Source organism: Rhizomicrobium sp., assembly GCA_037200385.1.
In the GTDB taxonomy this organism is placed as follows: Bacteria; Pseudomonadota; Alphaproteobacteria; order Micropepsales; family Micropepsaceae; genus Rhizomicrobium.
Map to the genome: position 1 here is coordinate 2,639,050 of JBBCGL010000001.1, position 19,256 is coordinate 2,658,305.

At 66.6% G+C, this 19,256-nt stretch carries 14 protein-coding genes; 5 read left to right on the plus strand and 9 right to left on the minus strand.

The window, feature by feature from the left end; all coding sequences use genetic code 11:
• Nucleotides 1–12: 12 nt before the first annotated feature.
• The gene (locus WDM91_12575) at nucleotides 13–1,539 is read right to left on the minus strand and encodes a hypothetical protein (protein ID MEI9995423.1); all 1,527 of its coding nucleotides are present in this window, start codon (nucleotides 1,537–1,539) and stop codon (nucleotides 13–15) included.
• Nucleotides 1,540–1,728: 189 nt separating this feature from the next.
• Here WDM91_12575 and WDM91_12580 point away from each other — a divergent pair, with 189 nt between their 5' ends.
• A complete protein-coding gene (locus WDM91_12580; GenBank protein MEI9995424.1) occupies nucleotides 1,729–1,962 on the plus strand; it encodes a hypothetical protein in 234 nt (77 codons plus the stop codon).
• A 9-nt stretch (nucleotides 1,963–1,971) separates the two neighbouring features.
• On the opposite strand, the gene WDM91_12585 is transcribed toward WDM91_12580, so the two are convergent.
• Nucleotides 1,972–2,703, minus strand: coding sequence for a TerB family tellurite resistance protein (locus tag WDM91_12585; protein MEI9995425.1), 732 nt, complete (start codon nucleotides 2,701–2,703; stop codon nucleotides 1,972–1,974).
• Between the two features lie 30 nt (nucleotides 2,704–2,733).
• On the opposite strand from WDM91_12585, the gene WDM91_12590 reads away from it, so the two are divergent.
• On the plus strand, nucleotides 2,734–6,339 hold the full coding sequence (locus WDM91_12590) for a hydantoinase B/oxoprolinase family protein (GenBank protein ID MEI9995426.1): 3,606 nt from the start codon (nucleotides 2,734–2,736) through the stop codon (nucleotides 6,337–6,339).
• Entirely contained in the window at nucleotides 6,336–7,025 is a 690-nt protein-coding gene (locus WDM91_12595; protein ID MEI9995427.1) for an SDR family oxidoreductase, read from the plus strand. Before WDM91_12590 ends, WDM91_12595 begins: the two co-directional genes overlap by 4 nt.
• Nucleotides 7,026–7,286: 261 nt before the next feature.
• Here the strand turns inward: WDM91_12595 and WDM91_12600 are convergent, their stop codons facing one another.
• The 4 genes from WDM91_12600 to WDM91_12615 are packed head-to-tail and all read right to left on the minus strand — an operon-like array spanning nucleotide 7,287 to nucleotide 13,294.
• The gene (locus WDM91_12600; protein ID MEI9995428.1) at nucleotides 7,287–7,742 is read right to left on the minus strand and encodes a hypothetical protein; all 456 of its coding nucleotides are present in this window, start codon (nucleotides 7,740–7,742) and stop codon (nucleotides 7,287–7,289) included.
• A 7-nt stretch (nucleotides 7,743–7,749) separates the two neighbouring features.
• Nucleotides 7,750–11,463, minus strand: a complete 3,714-nt coding sequence (metH, locus tag WDM91_12605; GenBank protein ID MEI9995429.1) for a methionine synthase — start codon at nucleotides 11,461–11,463, stop codon at nucleotides 7,750–7,752.
• Nucleotides 11,460–12,344 (minus strand): methylenetetrahydrofolate reductase [NAD(P)H], encoded by an 885-nt coding sequence (gene metF, locus WDM91_12610; protein ID MEI9995430.1) that lies wholly within the window; start codon nucleotides 12,342–12,344, stop codon nucleotides 11,460–11,462. The genes metH and metF overlap by 4 nt, the downstream gene beginning before the upstream one ends.
• Nucleotides 12,341–13,294 (minus strand): metalloregulator ArsR/SmtB family transcription factor, encoded by a 954-nt coding sequence (locus WDM91_12615; GenBank protein MEI9995431.1) that lies wholly within the window; start codon nucleotides 13,292–13,294, stop codon nucleotides 12,341–12,343. The genes metF and WDM91_12615 overlap by 4 nt, the downstream gene beginning before the upstream one ends.
• Nucleotides 13,295–13,430: 136 nt before the next feature.
• On the opposite strand from WDM91_12615, the gene WDM91_12620 reads away from it, so the two are divergent.
• Both WDM91_12620 and WDM91_12625 read left to right on the plus strand, forming a co-directional pair.
• Nucleotides 13,431–14,159 carry a VacJ family lipoprotein gene (locus WDM91_12620; GenBank protein ID MEI9995432.1) on the plus strand — a complete coding sequence of 243 codons (729 nt, stop codon included), beginning with the start codon at nucleotides 13,431–13,433 and terminating at the stop codon, nucleotides 14,157–14,159.
• A gap of 79 nt (nucleotides 14,160–14,238) precedes the next feature.
• Nucleotides 14,239–14,883 carry an ABC transporter substrate-binding protein gene (locus tag WDM91_12625; protein MEI9995433.1) on the plus strand — a complete coding sequence of 215 codons (645 nt, stop codon included), beginning with the start codon at nucleotides 14,239–14,241 and terminating at the stop codon, nucleotides 14,881–14,883.
• Nucleotides 14,884–14,904: 21 nt separating this feature from the next.
• Here the strand turns inward: WDM91_12625 and WDM91_12630 are convergent, their stop codons facing one another.
• The 3 genes from WDM91_12630 to ettA all read right to left on the minus strand — a co-directional run bounded on the left by WDM91_12630 (nucleotide 14,905) and on the right by ettA (nucleotide 19,151).
• On the minus strand, nucleotides 14,905–16,149 hold the full coding sequence (locus WDM91_12630; GenBank protein ID MEI9995434.1) for a sodium:proton antiporter: 1,245 nt from the start codon (nucleotides 16,147–16,149) through the stop codon (nucleotides 14,905–14,907).
• 467 nt (nucleotides 16,150–16,616) lie between these two features.
• Complete coding sequence (locus tag WDM91_12635; protein ID MEI9995435.1) at nucleotides 16,617–17,333, minus strand: Crp/Fnr family transcriptional regulator; 717 nt, start codon at nucleotides 17,331–17,333, stop codon at nucleotides 16,617–16,619.
• 159 nt (nucleotides 17,334–17,492) lie between these two features.
• Nucleotides 17,493–19,151, minus strand: coding sequence for an energy-dependent translational throttle protein EttA (gene ettA / locus WDM91_12640; GenBank protein ID MEI9995436.1), 1,659 nt, complete (start codon nucleotides 19,149–19,151; stop codon nucleotides 17,493–17,495).
• Nucleotides 19,152–19,256: the final 105 nt, after the last annotated feature.

Here is a 19,256-nt window from a genome sequence, read left to right on the forward strand (position 1 = left end):
CGTCCCGGATCGCTAGCCGCCGATGCGCCAGCTTGTCCCGTCGCAGCCCACCGCCACGGTGTTGGGGCCGCCGCCGGCCACGACGGAACCGATGCCCACGGCCGGTGTCCGCGTCGCATCGGTCACGATGCGGCGCACGCCCAAGTAGCTCGTATTGCAGACATGCAGCTTCGCCACTGGAGCCGGCATCGCGGCCATGTACCAGGGCGTATCCGCATTGGCGCCCGGCACGAGCGCGCCGGCGACCCGGACCAGATGGCTGGTCTGCCCCGGAGGGCCGGTGTTGCCGTCGATGACGGCCCCTTCGTTGGCGCCCTCGAAAGCGAAGATCGTGCCGCCGTTGACGGGAAACTGCGTGTAGCCGTTGGTCGCGCGGAAATTGCGGGTGTTCCGAATCAAGAAGGCGGAGGTGATCGGTGTCCGGACCGCCTGGCAGATGAAGTTGCTGAAGGCGATGTTCGTGCCGACGACACCGCCGCCCGCATCGGGCCCGATCATCACGCAATGCGACGCGCCGTTGCTCGGCCCCTCCATGTCGAAATTGCTGACCGTCACGCCGAGGACGCCGCCGCCGCGCCTGTTGATGCAGAGCGGCGTGCCGGACCATTCGGCATCGCCGCTGAGCAGGGCGAAATCGAGATTGTGGTCGATCATCACGCCGCAGAGCGCCCGGTTGCCGGCATCCGATTCCGCGAAGATGTTGCTGGCCGTCGTGGTCGTGCTTTCGGTCTCGCCGTCGAACACGATCTCGCCGCTGGTCGGGCTGCCGCAGCCATAGGCGTAGAGGAAATCGAACGCGCTCTGCTGCACCTGGCCGATGTGGAAACAGGGGCCGCCGCCGGGGATGTAGGTCACGCTGACGTCATGGATCTGCAGGCCCAGAAGACGGCTTACATAGAGACCGCGCTTGAGCGAAGAGCCGTGCCCCATGATCGCGAAGTGGCCGAAGGGAAGCGCCGGCTTGTAGTCGCCCGCGCCGCCTGGGCCCGTGACGTTGACGGCCTCGGTGACGGCCGGGCCGGCGCGCGAGAAATCCAGCACGGTCGGCAAGGTGCCGGAGCCGTAACCCATGCTGCCCATCCCGTCCCACGCGCAGTGCGGCGGCGGATTGAGCGTCGCGCGCAGATAATAGTGCCTGGCCGACAGGCTCAGATGCACGCCTTGGCCCGCGCAAACGGAAAATGCCGCCCTGAACGCGACGCTGTCGTCCGCCGTGCCGGTGCCGCACATGTCGACGCTGAACGGCACGCCCTGAAGTTGGCGCACCCAGCGGCCCGGCCCGCCGCCGGGCGCGCCGAACACGAGACAGCGATCGGGCGCGGCGGTGCTCGCCTTCTGCCAGACGAAGATGCCGCCGCCGCCGTCTCCCGGCGTCGCATAATAGGGCACGGACATGACCCGGACTTCTGTGTCGTCCGGCTGCAACGCCGCGAGCGCGGCAATATCGGGGGCGCCGGGAGACGCCGCGGGGACGGCACGCGCATCCGCGCCGGCGATGGCAACAGCGGCGACCAGGCACAAAAGGCCACGAAGAGCCATAATCGCTTCCTGTTCTGCTGGGCGGGAGGTTGGACGGACTTGGGCAGCGTTCTGCGGCAGCCCGCCGCTGTCAAGCAAAGGCGTAAAAACCCTTTCCCGCGAAAGGGTTGCGAGATACGAGCGAAATTCAGCAGGGCCGCCGGGCGGAACTTGTGGGATGCCGCACCGTTCTCATGTCAGGAGATCGCAATGGCGCAGTTCTATCTCAATGTCCGCGACGGCGAGGATCTGATCCGCGACCCCGTCGCATATCATTTCTCTACCGCACAAGCGGCGCGCGATGCAGCGGTCAAGATCGTGCGCGAGCTGATCGCGGACAATCCCGACGAATTCGACCGCAAGCAGATCGAGATCGCCGACGCCACGGGCCACGCGGTGTCGGTGGTCAGCATCCATGACGTGATGCCGGTGCGCTATCACTAAGCGCACCGCTTATTTTATCCAGTGCCGTTCTTTTTCGATCCTGTCATAGGCCGCGTTGATCACCGCCAGCTTGTCGGTCGCGAGCCGGATGAATTCTTCCGGCACGCCGCGGGCGATGAGCTTGTCGGGATGGTTCTCCCGCACCAGCATGCGATAGGTCGCCTTGACCTCGTCATCGCTCGCGTCGAATGCGACGCCGAGGATCACATAAGGATCGCCCTTGTCGGGACCGATATGGGCAGCGCGGATGCGGCGGTACTCGCCCTGGGTGAAGCCGAAAATCTCCGCAACCCGCTCGAGGAAGGCCGATTCGCCGGGATGGAAGACGCCATCCGCCTTGGCGATCTCGAACAGGCCGTCGAGGATGTCTTCGAGAAGCGCCGGATTTCCCACGAGCATCTTGGCGACCTGTCCGGCATAGGCCTCATAACCGGCGGTGTCCTGTTGCGCGAGGCGGAAGATCCGGTTGACGGCACCGAGTTCGTGCGGCGGGACGCGGAACAAACGATGGAAGGTCTGGACCTCGTCGTCGGTCACCGCGCCGTCGGCCTTGGCCATCTTTGCGGCCAGCGCGATCATGGCGATGGTGAAGACCACGCCCGGCGCCTCGCCCGGCTCGAGCTGCGGCATTTCGCGGTCGATCAGGAAGTGGCCCGCCAACGCCCCGATCAGCGCGCCGACCGGCCCGCCGCCCAGCATGAAACCGGCCGCGGCGCCCCCTAGCTTTCCCAACATGGACATGGGGCGAAGCAATAGGACAATCTCGGCGCCATGTCAGCACAACCCGGCCATGCATCCGCTGCGCGGTGGAATTTCTACATCGACCGCGGCGGCACGTTCACCGACATCGTCGCGGAGGCGCCGGACGGAACCTTGTCGACCCTGAAATTGCTGTCACAAAGCGCGCGCTATGACGACGCGGCGCTGGAGGGAATCCGTCGCACATTGGGTCTCGAAAGCGGAGCCGCGATTCCGGCCGGATTCGTGGGCGAGGTTCGCATGGGCACCACGGTAGCCACCAATGCCCTGCTGACGCGCGGCGGCGAGCCGACCGTGCTGGTCACCACGCGCGGTTTCCGCGACCAGCTGCGCATCGGGTACCAGAACCGGCCCAAGCTGTTCGCGCTGAAGATCGAATTGCCGGACATGCTCTATGAGAGCGTGATCGAAGCCGACGAGCGCGTGACGGCGGAAGGCACGGTGTTGCGGGCGCTCGACGAAACAGCGCTGATGCGCGACCTGACGGCGGCGCGGGCGCGCGGGATCGCGTCCTGTGCCATCGTGTTCCTGCACGGCTATCGCTTTCCCGCCCACGAGACGCGGGCGGCGCAGATCGCGCGGGCCTGCGGTTTCTCGCAGATCTCGACGAGCCACGAGGCGGTGCCACTGATGAAATTCGTGTCGCGCGGCGACACCACGGTGGCGGATGCCTATCTCTCGCCGGTGCTGGCGCGCTACACGCAGAAGATCGCCGCGGCCTTGCAGGACGCAAGGCTGTCCTTCATGACGTCGAATGGCGGACTGGCGGCGCCGGACTTCTTCCGCGGCAAGGATGCGATCGTGTCCGGACCGGCCGGCGGCGTGGTGGGGATGGCGGAGACCGCACGCGAAGCGGGGTTCGAACGCGTCATCGGCTTCGACATGGGCGGCACCTCCACGGATGTGGCGCGGTGGAGCGGCGAATTCGAGCGCGTCTATGAAGCCGAGATCGCGGGCGTGAGGCTGCGCACGCCGATGCTCGCGATCCACACGGTCGCGGCGGGCGGCGGCTCGATCCTCAGCTACGACGGAGCCCGGTTCCGCGTGGGACCGGACTCGGCGGGCGCCGATCCGGGTCCCAAATCCTATCGCCGCGGCGGACCGCTGACGGTGACCGACGCCAATGTGATGGTGGGCAAGCTGCGGGGCGATCTGTTCCCCCGGATCTTCGGGCCGGGCGGCGACCAGCCGCTCGACGAAGATGCGGTGCGCAACGCGTTCGGCGAACTTGCGGCGCGGATCGGACGGCCGGCGGCGGAGATCGCCGATGGGTTCATCCGCATCGCGGTGGAGAACATGGCGAACGCGATCAAGCGCATCTCCGTCGCCAAGGGAATCGACGTGCGCGACTACGCGCTCAACTGCTTCGGCGGCGCGGGCGGGCAGCATGCCTGCCTGGTGGCCGACGCGCTGGGCATGACGACGGTGTTCCTGCATCCGCTGTCCGGCGTGCTGTCCGCCTATGGCATGAAGCGTGCGGCCCTGCGCAGCATGCGCCAGCGGGCGATCGGACGGCCGCTCGCGCAAGCCGGCAAGACGCTGGCGCGGGCGGAAGGCGAGTTGCGGCGTGCGGCGGAAGACGAGCTGATCGCGCAAGGCGCCCGCCTGATCGCGAGCACCGTCCGGGTGCATCTCCGCTATGAGGGCAGCGACACCACGCTGCCGGTGCGGTTCGGCCCCGTCGAAGAGATGACGGAGACGTTCGCCGCGGATCATGCGCGGCAATTCGGCTTCGGCTTCGAAGGTCGCGGACTGGTCGCCGAGTCGATGGAGGTCGAGGCGCGCGGCGAGACGGGCGGGGACGGATTCTCCGGCGCCGCTGGTGACTCTTCGCCTTCCGTCCCGCGTCGCTCGGCGATGCGATCCGCCTCCTCCATGAACGCGGAAGGAAGGGAGATTGTGCGCCTCTTCAGCCAAGGCGCATGGCATGACGCGGCCGTCCTGCGCGGGTCGGCCGATGTCGACGGCCCTGCCCTCATCGTCGAGCCGCATCAGACCGTCGTCGTCGAACCCGGCTGGCGCGCCGCGTGCACGGAACATGGCATCGTCCTGCGGCGCGTCGCGGAGCGCGCCCGCGTCGCGCCGCGCGCCGAGATCGCCGATCCGGTGTCGCTCGAAGTCTTCGCCAACCTGTTCATGGCCATCGCGGAGGAGATGGGCGTGGTGCTGCAGAACACTGCCACCTCCGTGAACATCAAGGAGCGGTTGGATTTCTCCTGCGCCGCGTTCGATGCGGAGGGCGGGCTGGTGGCCAATGCGCCGCATATGCCGGTGCATCTGGGCTCGATGGGCGATTGCGTCACCGCCGTCCTCGCCAAGCATCCCGACATGCGCGAGGGCGACGTGTTCGTCACCAACGCGCCCTATGACGGCGGCACCCATCTGCCCGACGTGACGGTCGTCATGCCGGTGTTCGTCGACGGAAAACGCGCCTTCTTCACCGCGGCCCGCGGCCATCACGCCGATATCGGCGGCATCACGCCGGGCTCGATGCCGCCCTTCTCGACCGACATCGCGCAGGAGGGCGCACTGTTCGACGGCATCCGCATGATTCACGCGGGCGTGTTCGACGAAGCGGCGGTGCGCGGCGTGCTGGACGCAGGGCCGTGGCCGGCGCGCAATCCGGAGCAGAACCTCGCCGACCTGCGCGCCCAGGCGGCCGCCTGCCGAAAGGGCGCCGACGGACTGCGCCACGCCTGCGCGGCGCGTGGCCTGGGCGTCGTGACCGCCTATATGCGGCACGTCCAGGACAATGCCGAGGAGTCGGTGCGACAGGCGATCGGCCGGCTGTCCGACGGCGCCTTCGAGATGCCGATGGACGGCGGCGCGGTCATCCGCGTCGCGGTGACGGTGGACCGCGCCAGCCGGTCCGCGCGGATCGACTTCACGGGCACCAGCGCGCAGGCGGCGAACAATTTCAATGCGCCGGGATCGGTGACCAAGGCGGCGGTACTCTATGTCTTCCGCTGCCTGGTCGACAGCGATATTCCGATGAATGCGGGATGCCTGAAGCCGCTCGAGATCGTGGTGCCGGAGGGCTCGCTGCTGAAGCCGCGCCCGCCCGGCGCCGTGGCGGCCGGCAATGTCGAGACCAGCCAGGCGGTGGTCGATGCCTTGTTCGGCGCGCTGGGCATGCTTGCGGCGAGCCAGGGCACGATGAACAATCTCACCTTCGGCAATGAGCGCCATCAATATTATGAGACGATCTGCGGCGGTGCCGGCGCCGGCGCGGGCTTCGAAGGGCAATCCGCCGTGCACACCCATATGACGAATTCGCGGCTGACCGATCCCGAAGTGCTCGAAACGCGCTATCCGGTGCTGGTGGAGGAGTTCTTCATCCGCCAAGGCTCGGGCGGCGCGGGCGCGCAGCGGGGCGGCGATGGCGTCGTGCGGCGCATCCGCTTCCGGGAGGCCATGACGGCGGCGATCCTCTCGACGCGGCGCGAGACCGCGCCGTTCGGCTTGGCGGGCGGCGGGGCGGGCGAAAAAGGCCGCAACGGCATCGTCCGCCGGGACGGCACGCGCGTTATGCTCAAGGGCTGCGACGCGATCGATGTCGCGGCCGGAGACGTCATCGAAATCGAAACGCCGGGCGGCGGAGGGTATGGGACAGCATGACGACGATTCTCGTGACAGGCGCCAATCGCGGCATCGGCCTGGAATTCGCGACGCAATATGCCGCCGACGGCGCCGACGTTATCGCCTGTTGCCGCGAGCCGGACGCCGCCGAGGCGCTGAACGCGCTGGTGAAGCGCGCGCGCAATGTACGGACCGCGGCGCTGGACGTCGCCGATCCGGCCTCGGTCGCGGCGCTCAAGGCGGAGCTGGGGGCGGCTCCCATCGACATCCTGATCAACAATGCCGGCGTGGGCGGGCCGCGGGAGCGGGCAAAGGGGATCATCGACGCCGCAGCCTGGCTGCGGATCTTCGCGGTAAACAGCGTCGCGCCCGTGACGGTGGCGGCCGCGTTCCACGAGAACCTGAAGGCGGGCAACGACAAGAAGCTGGTGACGATCACCAGCCAGCTCGGCTCCATCGCCAATCATAGCGGCGGCGCCTACCCCTATCATGCGTCGAAAGCGGCGGTGAATTCGTTCATGCGCGGGCTGGCGAAGGAATGGGCCTCCGACGGGATCGCCGTCGGCATCTTCCATCCCGGCTGGGTACAGACCGACATGGGCGGCAGCGGCGCGCCGGTCACGCCGCCGCAAAGCGTGCACGGCTTGCGGGCGCGGATCGCGGAACTCAATGCGGAAAACAGCGGCAGCTTCCGCGATTATACCGGCAGGGAAATCGCGTGGTGATGCGTCCGCCGCCGGGACGATGAGCGATTGTCAGAAATAATTTGTGCCGAATCCATGAGGCGATTCAACGAGTCCCGATTCGGATGTGTTGACGGATGCCCGAAGGACGCCGGACGCTGGGAACGTCTCCAGGACTGGAGGGCTCCCATGGTCCGCGAGTTGCACATCTTGACGGTCGGATTGGTGTTTTTGTTTCTGGGGGCCATCGTCGTCGGGCTCTTCTAGAGCCAACGGACGCTTGCTTCGGCGCGTCCCGGCAGATCATTCCGGCGTGGACGCGGAAGGCGGTTCGGACAGGGTCACAAGGACCTCTGCCGCGGCACGGTCTTCGAGCACACGCACGACCTGTGTCGCCTGCGGATATTGCGCCGCGAGCGCGTTCTGCCACGACCAGCGCAGGACCTGTGCAAGCTTGTGTGCCTGAGGCACGTCCAGATCGCCCAGCAGGTCGCTGACCACGGTGAGGTTCGCCCAGTATTCGGCCTCCTGAGGCGCCTGTCCTTGGGCGCGAAAGGCCGCGTAACGGGCTGGAGCACCGACCGCTTCGACCAGCATGCGGCCTTCCCGCTCGACGATGCGCGGATTCAGCAGCGCGATCAGCGCCGCCGCGAAATCGGCGCCCAGCTCCGCTGCGCGCAGAGCGTGGTGGACGTAGTCGGCCGGCGAGACGTCGGAGCCGTTCGTGGCTCGCATCTCCGCGAGGGATGGAACGGACATGGCGGCGCTACGCCGCCGTCTTGGCGCGCGGATCGTAGTTGAGCAGCGGGCCCAGCCAGCGTTCCGCCGTCGCCATGTCCCAGCCCTTGCGCTTCGCATAATCCTCGACCTGGTCGCGCTCGATCTTTCCGACGCCGAAATAGCGCGATGCCGGATGCGAATAGTAGAAGCCGCTGACCGACGAGCCGGGCCACATCGCATAGCTTTCGGTGAGCTTCACGCCGATCTTGTCCTCGGCGTCGAGCAGCTTGAAGAGCGTCGCCTTCTCGCTGTGCTCGGGCTGGGCGGGATAGCCGGGGGCGGGACGGATGCCGCGATAGCGCTCGGCGATGAGATCGTCGTTGCGCAACGCCTCGTCGGGCGCATAGCCCCAGAAGTCGCGGCGCACGCGCTCGTGCAGGCGCTCGGCGAAGGCCTCGGCAAGACGGTCGGCCAGCGCGCTGAGCAGGATCGCGGAATAGTCGTCATGGGCCGCCTTGAAGCGGTCGATATGCGGCTGCTCGCCGATGCCGGCCGTGACGACGAAAGCGCCGATGTAGTCCTCCGTGCCCTTGGGCGCGATGAAATCGGCGAGCGCCATGTTGGGGCGGCTGTTCTCCCGGCTCATCTGCTGGCGTAGCGTGTGCAGCGTGTGGATCGGGAATTTGCGCGCCTTGTCGCCGAAGATCTGGATGTCGTCGTCGCCGATGCTGTTGGCGGGGAAGAAACCGACCGCGGCGCGGGCGGTGAGCCATTTCTCGTCGACCACCTTCTTGAGCATGGCCTGCGCGTCCTTGTAGAGGCTGCGCGCGGCTTCGCCGACCTTGTCGTCCTCGAGGATGGCGGGAAACTTGCCGACCAGTTCCCAGGTCTGGAAAAACGGCGTCCAGTCGATATAGGTCGCCAGTTCGGCGAGATCGTAGTTGTCGTATATGCGCGTGCCGAAGAATTTCGGGACCGGCGGCTTGTAGGCCGACCAGTCGATCTTCTCCTTGTTGGCGCGGGCCTGGGCGAGCGTCAGGCGGCGGCCCGGCGCGCGCTGGGCGGCATGGCCGCGCGCGATCTCCTCATATTCGGCGCGGATGCCGGCGACATAGTCCTTGTTCGCCGTCTTGCTGAGCAGGTTCGAGGCGACGCCGACGGCGCGGCTGGCATCGGTGACATAGACGGTCTGTCCGCGCCGGTAGCCCGGATCGATCTTGACCGCAGTATGGACGCGGCTGGTGGTGGCGCCGCCGATCAGCAGCGGGATGTCGAAGCCCTGGCGCTCCATCTCGCTGGCGACATGGACCATCTCGTCGAGCGAGGGCGTGATGAGGCCCGACAGGCCGATGATGTTCGCGCCATGCTCGCGCGCGGCGTCGAGGATTTTCTGGGTCGGCGTCATCACGCCGAGGTCGATGACCTCATAGCCGTTGCACTGGAGCACCACGCCGACGATGTTCTTGCCGATGTCGTGGACGTCGCCCTTGACGGTCGCCATCACGATCTTGCCGGCGGGTTCCTTGGTCTCGTTCTTGGCCTGCTCGGCATCCATGAAGGGCAGCAGATAGGCGACGGCCTTCTTCATCACCCGCGCCGATTTCACGACTTGCGGCAGGAACATCTTGCCGGAACCGAACAGGTCGCCGACCACGTTCATGCCCGCCATCAGTGGACCTTCGATCACGTCGAGCGGACGGGTCGCCGCAGCCCGCGCCTCCTCGGTGTCCTCATTGACGAAGGCATCGATGCCGTGGACCAGCGCATGGGTGATGCGCTCCTGCACCGGGAGCTTGCGCCATTCGGCGTCCTGCACGGCGGCGACGGAGCCGTCGCCCTTGTAGCGCTGCGCCAGCGTCAGCAGGTTCTCGGTCGCGTTCGGCGTGCGGTTGAACAGCACGTCCTCGATGCCTTCGCGCAGCGGCGTCGGGATGTCCTGGTAGACCGTGAGCTGGCCGGCGTTGACGATGCCCATGTCCATCCCCGCCTTGATGGCATGGAACAGGAAGACGGAGTGCATCGCCTCGCGCACCGGCTCGTTGCCGCGGAAGGAGAAGGAGAAGTTGGAGACGCCGCCGGAGATGTGCGCGTAGGGGCATTCCTTGCGGATCTCCGCCGCCGCATCGATGAAGGCGCGGCCGTAGTCGTTGTGCTCCTCGATGCCCGTCGCCACCGCGAAGATGTTGGGATCGAAGATGATGTCCTCGGCCGGGAAGCCGACCTCGTCGACCAGGATGCGATAGGCGCGCTTGCAGATCGCGACCTTGCGTTCCTTGGTGTCGGCCTGGCCCTGCTCGTCGAACGCCATGACGACGACGGCGGCGCCGTAGCGCATCACCAGGCGGGCATATCGGACGAACGACTCCGCGCCTTCCTTGAGGCTGATCGAGTTGACGATCGGCTTGCCCTGACAGGTCTTGAGGCCGGACTCGATCACGCTCCATTTGGAGCTGTCGATCATCAGCGGCACCCGTGCGATGTCGGGCTCGCCGGCCGCCATGTTGAGATAGCGGCGCATCGCGGCCTCGGAGTCGATCAGGCCTTCGTCCATGTTGACGTCGATGATCTGGGCGCCGTTGGCGACCTGGTCGCGCGCGACCGAGAGCGCGGCGTCGTAGTCGTTGGCCGCGATCAGCTTGCGGAACTTGGCGGAGCCGGTGATGTTGGTGCGCTCGCCGACATTGACGAAGTTGAGGTCGGGCGTGAGCGTGAAGGGCTCGAGGCCGGACAGCCGCATGAGCTTCGGCTTCTCCGGCACGATGCGGGGCTTGAGCCCCTTGACGCGCTCGCCCAGCGCCTTGATGTGCTCGGGACGCGTGCCGCAGCAGCCGCCGACGATGTTGACGAGGCCGCTCTCGGCGAATTCGCCGATCATCTCGGCCATCATGTCCGCGCTCTGGTCGTAGCCGCCGAATTCGTTGGGCAGTCCGGCATTGGGATGGGCGCTGACCAGCGTGTCGCAGGCATTCGCGAGATCGGCGATATAGGGGCGCAGCTCCTTGGCGCCCAGCGCGCAGTTGAGGCCGACGGCAAAGGGCTTGGCATGGCGCACCGAATGCCAGAACGCCTCGGGCGTCTGGCCGGTGAGCGTGCGGCCGGAGAGATCGGTGATGGTGCCGGAGATCCAGACCGGCACACGAGTGCCGGCTTCGTCGAAGGCCTCCTCGATCGCGAAGATCGCCGCCTTGGCGTTCAAGGTGTCGAACACCGTTTCGATCATGATCACATCGGCGCCGCCGCGCAGCAGACCGAGCGTCGCGTCCTTGTAGGTCGCACGCAACTCGTCGAAGGTCACGTTGCGAAAGGCAGGATCGTTGACGTCGGGCGAGATCGAAGCCGTGCGGTTGGCCGGGCCCAGCACGCCGGCGACGAGGCGCGGGCGGCTCGACGTGGCGTGCGCGTCGCAGACCTCGCGCGCGAGACGGGCGCCGGCCTCGTTGAGCTCGCTCACCAGATGCTCAAGGCCGTAATCGGCCTGCGACATCGCGATCGAGTTGAAGGTGTTGGTCTCGATGAAATCGGCACCGGCCTTCAGATAGTCGTGGCCGATCTCGCGGATGACCTCCGGCTTGGTCAGCGTGAGCAGGTCGTTGTTGCCCTTGAGGTCGCTCCCGTGGTTGCCGAAGCGGGCGCCGCGGAAATCGTCCTCGCCCAGCTTGTAGCCCTGGATCATCACGCCCCAGGAACCGTCGAGCAGAAGGATGCGGTTCCTGGCTTCTTCCCTGAGCCAATTGAGGCGGGCCGTGCGGTCAAAACTCATGACAGGTCCTTCGGCTGCAAGCCCATGATGCGGCAGGCTGCATAGGTCAGGTTCGCCTGGTTCAGCGTATAGAAGTGGAAGTCGTGGAAGCCGCGGGCGCGCAGCTCCTGCACCTGTTCGGCCAGGACGGCGGCGGCGACGATGCGGCGGGTTTCGACGTCGTCGTCGAGCCCGGCATAGGCGCGGTTGAGCCAGGCGGGGATCGAGGCGCCGGCGCGCCCGGCCATCCGCTCCACGCCGCGGAAGGCGGTGGTCGGCATCACGCCGGGAACGATCGGCACGGCAATGCCGGCGGCGGCCGCCTTGTCGCGGAAGCGCGCGATGGAGTCGTTGTAGAAGCAGAACTGGCCCAGCGCCCGGGTGGCGCCGGCATCGACCTTGCGCTTCAGCAGGTCGATGTCGTGGTCGAGCGACGGCGAATCGGGATGGCTCTCCGGATAGAAGGAGACGCTCACCTCGAAGGGCGCGACCTTGCGGATGCCCGCGATCAGCTCGGGCGTGGAGGCGAAGCCTTCCGTGTGGGCGCGGTATGGTCCGCTCATGTCGGGCATGTCGCCGCGCAGCGCCACGATGTGCCGGATGCCGTTGTCCCAGTAGCCCTGCAGGATCTCCTCGATCTCGCCGCGCGGATGGCCGACGCAGGTGAGATGCGCGGCCGGCTTCAGCGAGGTCTCGTCGACGATCCGCTTGACCGTGGCATGGGTGCGCTCGCGCGTGCCGCCGCCCGCGCCATAGGTGACCGAAACGAAGGACGGGCAGAGCGGTTCGAGGCGGCGGATCGCCTTCCACAGCGTCTCTTCCGCCTCCGGCGTGCGCGGCGGGGAGAATTCAAAGCTCACGCCGATGGGACGCGTATCGGAGACCAGTTCCTGCAGGGTCATGCCGCGGCAGCCTTCTCTCCGGCATGCGCCGCTTTCTGCGCCAGCCAGAGCTTGACGATGAGCTTGTCGCTGCCCGCGGCGCGCGGAACGATGGTCTCGCCGGTGAGCGAGTCGAGGCCGGCGGCGTCAAGCCAGCCATGGATCTCGCGGTCGGAGAAACCGAGGCGCCGATGGGCGAAATCCTCGCGCAGGAATTCGAGCGTATGCGGCGCGAAGTCGGCGATCAGCAGCCGTCCGCCGTCGCGCATCACGCGTGCCGCTTCGACCACCGCGGCCTGCGGATCGTCGAGGAAGTGCAGCACCTGATGGAACAACACGGCGTCGAAGCCGCCGAGCGCGTTGCCGGAGGCGAAGGGAAGTCGATAGGTGTCGCCGAGACGCACCTGCGCATGGCCGACATGGGCGCGCGCAAGCCGGTCACGGGCGATGGCGAGCATCTCCGGCGAGACGTCGATGCCGACGGCGCGCTTCACATGCGGGCTGAGCAGTTCGAGCATGCTGCCCGTGCCGGTCCCGGCATCGAGCAGCATGTCCATCGGCCGTTCGGCGATGTGGCGGACAATGGCGGCTTCGACGTCCTTCTCCGGCGCGTGCAAGGCGCGGATGCGCTCCCACTCGGCGGCATTGGCCTTGAAGAAGGCGGCGGCCTCGGCAGCGCGGGTCTCGCGCACCTGCGCGAGGCGCTTGAGGTCGGATTCGTGCGGCGCCGCGAGCGCGGCGACAGCGGCGGTGAGATCGGCGCCCTCCCCACGGTCGGCGGCGCGATAGAACACCCAGCTGCCTTCCTTGAAGCGTTCGATCAGGCGCGCCTCGGTCAGGAGCTTGAGGTGGCGGGAAACCCGGGGCTGGGACTGGCCCACGATCTCGACCAATTCGCTCACCGTCAGCTCTGCCTGACGCAGGAGCAATAAGAGACGCAGCCGGGTCGGGTCGCCCGCGGCACGCAGCATAGCCACCAGAGTATCCATGGACGACATATAAACATATCTTTATATGGGAATGCAATAGACTTAGCCTCGGGATGCCCCGGATTTCGGCGTGCGATTCGAACCCTGCTATAAGCAGCCCAAAATCGGGGCGGTCGGGATGGTCGGGGTTCGCGGATTGCTGCTGGGACTCGCGGCATTGTGGCTGGCGGGATGCGCAGCGCCCACGCCGGAAATGCTGGCCAACAACGACCCCTGGGAGCCGATGAACCGCGACACGCTGCGGCTCAACGGCAAGATCGACCATTATTTCGTCATCCCGACGGTCGGGATCTACTTCTACCTTGTGCCGGACGGCGGACGGCGCTCGGTCCACAACTTCCTGCAAAACATCGCCGCACCCACGGTGTTCGTGAACGACGTGCTGCAGGGCGAGACCAGACGCGCCGGCCAGACCTTCGCGCGCTTCATGATCAACAGCACCATCGGGGCGGGCGGCTTGTTCGATCCGGCGACGCGGCACTTCCATATCCCCGGCCATGGCGAGGATTTCGGCCAGACGCTGGCGGTCTGGGGGGTGGGCGAAGGGCCTTACCTGATCGCCCCCTTCTTCGGGCCCCAGCCGCCGCGCGATGCGGTCGGCTTGGTGGTCGACGCCGCGATCGTCGATCCGTGGAATTACGTGCCTTTCAAGCAGCACATCTGGTGGGACGCCGGCCGATATTACTTTACGTTGCTGGACCTGCGTGGCCAGACTTACGAGACGGTCCAGGGCGTGCAGCGCAGCTCCGTGGACTATTATGCGTCGCTGCGCAGTCTTTACAGACAGCTGCGCAACAACGAAATTCGCAATGGCCGCCCCGATGCCAAGGACCTGCCGGAGTTCTGACGCGACAAACCGCCACGAACTTGCCACAAGCAGGCCCGAGCATGCGTTTACCGTTTTCTGCCTTGAGGAAAGAGATTCGATGTCTGAGACCACGACCGGGATAACGGGCATTGCCCGACGCACGGTGCTGGCGCTTTTCGTCGCCGCGGCCGCCGTGTTTGCGGCGGCGCCGGCGGCTGCCGCCTCTCCTGCCGAGGCGTTCGTGCAGGCGAACGTCCAAAGGGGCCTGGGCATCCTCAACAACAAGGGGTTGTCGACCGAGCAAAGACGGGCGCAATTCCAGGGCTTCATCCTCGGCCTGACCGACATGCGGCGCATCGCCAATTTCACCCTGGGGCAATACAGGCGCACCGCGAGCCCTGCCGAGCAGGACCAGTTCGCCGCCGCCTTCCAGAATTACGCGACCGCGGTGTACCAGTCCTATTTCGCGAAATATTCCGGCCAGACCTTGCGGGTGACGGGTTCGCAGGAGCATGCCCCCGGCGACACGATCGTGACGACGCAGATGATCGATCCCAACGACCATAGCGGCCAGCAGCCGCTCGAGGTCGATTTCCGCGTGCTGGGCACGGACGGCAAGTTCGTCGTGATCGACTTCAGCGTCGCCGGCATCTGGCTGGCCCTCGAGGAGCGCGATCAGTTCAGCTCCTTCCTGGGCCAGAACGGCGGCAGCATCCCGACGCTGATCAGCCATCTGCATGAACTGGCACGGTCGTACCACTGACGCGGCCACCGTCCGGCCGTCCTAACGCGCCCTGCGCTGCAGGAAGAGCGTGAGCGGCGGGAAGGTCAGGCCCTGCACCGTGATCGAAAACGCGACCACGGCATAGGTCATCGCCAGTATGAGGGACCGCTCCGGGCCCGCGCTCAACGTCAGCGCAAGCGCGAGCGACAGGGCGCCGTGCAATCCACCCCAGCCCAGGATTGCGGTCGCGCCCTGCTCGGCATGCCGCAGGCGGAAATAAGCGCCCCAGGGCAGGACGACGGCGAAGCGGGCGGCGACGACGAGGACGATGACCGCGACGATCAAGCCGATCTGGCCCGGATAGAACGGCACGATCAGCATCTCCACGCCCAGCAGCAGGAAGAGCAGCGCGTTGAGGATCTCGTCGACCAGGGTCCAGAAGCTTTTGACGTAGACTTCCGTCTCGCCATGCATCGCCCTCTTGGCACGCTCGCTGCCGAACATCACGCCGGCCCCGACGACGGCGATCGCGCCGCTGAGATGCAGCCATTGCGCGACGGCGTAGACCGCCATGGCGAGCGCGATCGTCAGGCTGACCTCCACCGCGAAGTCGGCGATCGACTCCATGGCCCGGATGGCGACCGCCGCCGCCGCGACGCCGAACAGCAGTCCGCCCAGCGCCTCGACCACGACGGCGCCGATCGCGCGCAACGGATCGGCATCGCCCACGCCGCTCGCAAAGGCGAGCAAGGCGGTGAAAGCGACGATGCCGACGCCGTCGTTGAACAGCGCCTCGCCCTGGAGGACGACCTGCAGCGTCTTCGACAGCTTGCCGTGCTTGACCGTGGCAAGCACCGCCACGGGATCGGTCGGGCTGATCAGCGCTCCGAACACCAGCGCCCAGGGCAGCGGCAGCGCGATGTGGAGGGCCGCGGCGATCGCCCAGGTGCCGACGCCGACGATCGCGACCGAGCCCGCGACCCCCAGCGTGGCCAGCGCCCCGATCGACGCCCAGCGCCGCCGCATCTCGCCCAGATCGATCTGCATCGCGCCGGCGAACAGCAGGAAGGGCAGCATGATGCCGACGACCGTGGTGACGAAATCGATCCGTGCGACGGTGCCGATGACGCCGTCGGCGAAGGGGCCGCCGTCCGGCGTCGCGCGCAGGGCGAAAAGGCCAAGCGCGACGACGATCCCCAGCAGCAGCATCGCGACGCCATGCGGCATGCGCAGCGTCCTGGCGTTGAGCCAACCCACTGCGGCCACCAGGGTCATCAGCACGGCGGTGAGCTCGAACGGCGTCATGCGGCCGAACCTACTTCAATCCTTCCGTCGCGCAACCGCGCGGCAGATCGGCAAGGCGCCGGCGATCCGCCTTCGCAATCGTCGGAGGCGGCGGATGACATGCGCGGCCGGCGAAAGATGTTTCAACTTCGATGTATCGCGGGGCCGCGGGCTTTTTTCCATCGCGCGGCATCCGAAACTCTTCGCTTCGTACGGTTTCGGACGGTGTTTGCGGATTTCCGTCCATCGCGTGCTGCTACCCTTGTGCAGATGTCGACGGGGCCAGTGTGATCAGCTCAGATAGAGAGAGGCACGTCCGACCCGGTTTCGCCTGGATCGCCTGGATCGCGGCGGTCAGCTGGCTGGTGGTGGCAGCCTATGCGGGAGCGAGCTGCCTCTGGGGATCGCTTTGCTGAAGCTTCGCAGCCGGACGGCGACCGCGTTGCGTGACTCGCTTCGCCGGTGCGCGGGCGGACGTGCAAGCCGATCTAGCTGTGATGGGGCGGCTTCCATCCCGTGAGGCGCAGCTGCTCGGTTTCCGGCACGCCATAGACACCGTCGGCCAGCATCTCCAGACCCTTGCGGTTCCGGATCGTGATCGCGTTGCGCTGCGCCTCGAGCATGCCGGCGGCCTCGAGCTTGCGCACGGCGACCGTGACGCCGGGACGCCGGACGCCGAGCATGATCGCGAGAAATTCGTGGGTGAGCGAAAGCCGGTCCGAATCCTGGCGGTCATGCGCCATCAGCAACCAGCGCGCGAGACGCGTTTCGAGCTTGGCGCGGCCGTTCGCCAGCGCCGTGTGCGACGTCTGCACGTGAAAGGATTCGAGGAAGGCGAGAAGCGGCGCCCGCAGAGTCTCGCTCTGGCGCAGCGCGGCGCGCAGATGATCGGCCGTGATACGCGTGCCGTGACCGCCAAGCTGCATGTACATGACGTTCGGCGAGCGGTCTGTTCCGAGCAACACGGCATGTCCGCTCATCCCGTCGCGCCCGATGATGCCGACGTCGATCTGCTCGCGAGAACCGAGGGCGACAACCGACACCAGGCCTTCTTCCGGAAAGTAGACATGCGAGATCGGCCGATGCGCCGCTTCCAACGGGAAGCGGGCCGGCAGATCGACAGTTTCCAGATACGGCGCCACCCGCGCCGCGTCCGCAGCCGCCAGCCGGCTCAGGAGATGATTGCGCTTGTAACGAAGGACCACGAGCTCTTCCCGATTGGGCAAGAGCGATACGCTCAAGACGCGCCAGTAGCGAATGTTAGTTGGATTTGGAATTGTACGTCGCGGCGGAACTTTCGTAGGATTTCGAACCAAACCCGCCTTATGCGCGCCTTCGCGCGTCTCGGAACGGGAAATCCAGCGCTAGGCCCGTGTGAAGCGCTTGTACTTGATGCGGTGCGGCTGGTCGGCGTCGATCCCCAGGCGCCGCTTCTTGTCGGCTTCGTAGTCCTGGTAATTGCCTTCAAACCATTCGACATGGCTGTCGCCTTCGAACGCCATCATGTGGGTCGCGATGCGGTCGAGGAACCAGCGGTCATGGCTGATGATCATGGCGCAGCCCGCGAACTCCTCCAGCGCGCTTTCGAGGGCACGCAGCGTGTCGACGTCCAGGTCGTTGGTCGGCTCGTCGAGCAGCAGCAGGTTGGCGCCCGACTTCAGCATCTTGGCGAGATGGACGCGGTTGCGTTCGCCACCCGACAACTGGCCGACCTTCTTCTGCTGGTCGCCGCCCTTGAAGTTGAAGGCGCCGACATAGGCGCGCGAGTTCATCGTGCGCTTGCCGAGCTCAAGCACGTCGAGGCCGCCGGAGATTTCCTCCCAGACATTCTTCTTCGGATCGAGCGCATCGCGCGATTGATCGACATAGCCGATCTGCACCGTAGGGCCGACGCGCAGCGTGCCGGCATCGGGCTTCTCCTGGCCCGTCAGCATGCGGAACAAGGTCGTCTTGCCCGCGCCGTTGGGGCCGATCACGCCGACGATACCGCCGGCGGGGAGCGTGAAATTGACGTTCTCGTACAGCAGGCGGTCGCCATAGCCCTTGGCGAGGCCCTCGGCTTCGATCACCACGCTGCCCAGGCGCTCGGCGACCGGGATGATGATCTGGTTGGTGACGACGCGCTGTTCGTTGCTCTTGGCGACCAGTTCTTCATAGGCGTTGATGCGCGCCTTGGACTTGGCCTGGCGGGCTTTGGGCGATTTCTGGATCCATTCGCGCTCGGCGGCGATGGCGCGTTCCTGCGCCGCTTCCTCCGCGCCTTCCTGGCGCAGGCGCTTTTCCTGCACGCCGAGGAAGGACGAATAGTTGCCTTCGTGCGGGATGCCCTTGCCGCGGTCGAGCTCGAGAATCCAGCCCGTGACGTTGTCGAGGAAGTAGCGGTCATGGGTGACGAGGATGATGCAGCCCTTGTAGTCCCGCAGCGTCTTCTCGAGCCACTCGACGGATTCGGCGTCGAGATGGTTGGTCGGCTCGTCGAGCAGCAGGATGTCGGGCGCATCGAGCAGCAGCTTGCACAGCGCGACGCGGCGGCGCTCGCCGCCCGACAGCTTGGAGACGTCGGCATCGGGATCGGGACAGCGCAGCGCGTCCATCGCCTGGTCGACCTGGCTGTCGAGATCCCACAGGCCCTGGGCCTCGATCTCGTCCTGCAGCCTGGCCATCTCGTCGGCGGTCTCGTCGGAATAGTTCGAGGCGAGCTCGTTGTAGCGGTCGACCAGCGCCTGCTTGGCGGCGACGCCTTCCATCACATTGCCGCGCACGTCCTTGGCGGGATCGAGCTGCGGCTCTTGCGGCAGGTAGCCCATCCGCACGCCCTTGGCGGCCCAGGCTTCGCCGGTGTAGTCCGGATCGAGGCCCGCCATGACCTTCATCAAGGTGGACTTGCCGGCGCCGTTGACGCCGACGATGCCGATCTTCGCGCCGGGATAGAAGGACAGCCAGATGTCCTTGAGGACCTGCTTGCCGCCGGGATAGGTCTTCGACAGACCCTTCATGACATAGACGAATTCCGGACCGGCCATCGGCGTTCCTTCGGGAAAAGCGGTGTTGAGATGGGCGCTTTTAGCGAAGCGATGCGGTGGCGGCAACCGGCATAGAGATCAGCCGACAAGCATGCCGCCTGACGG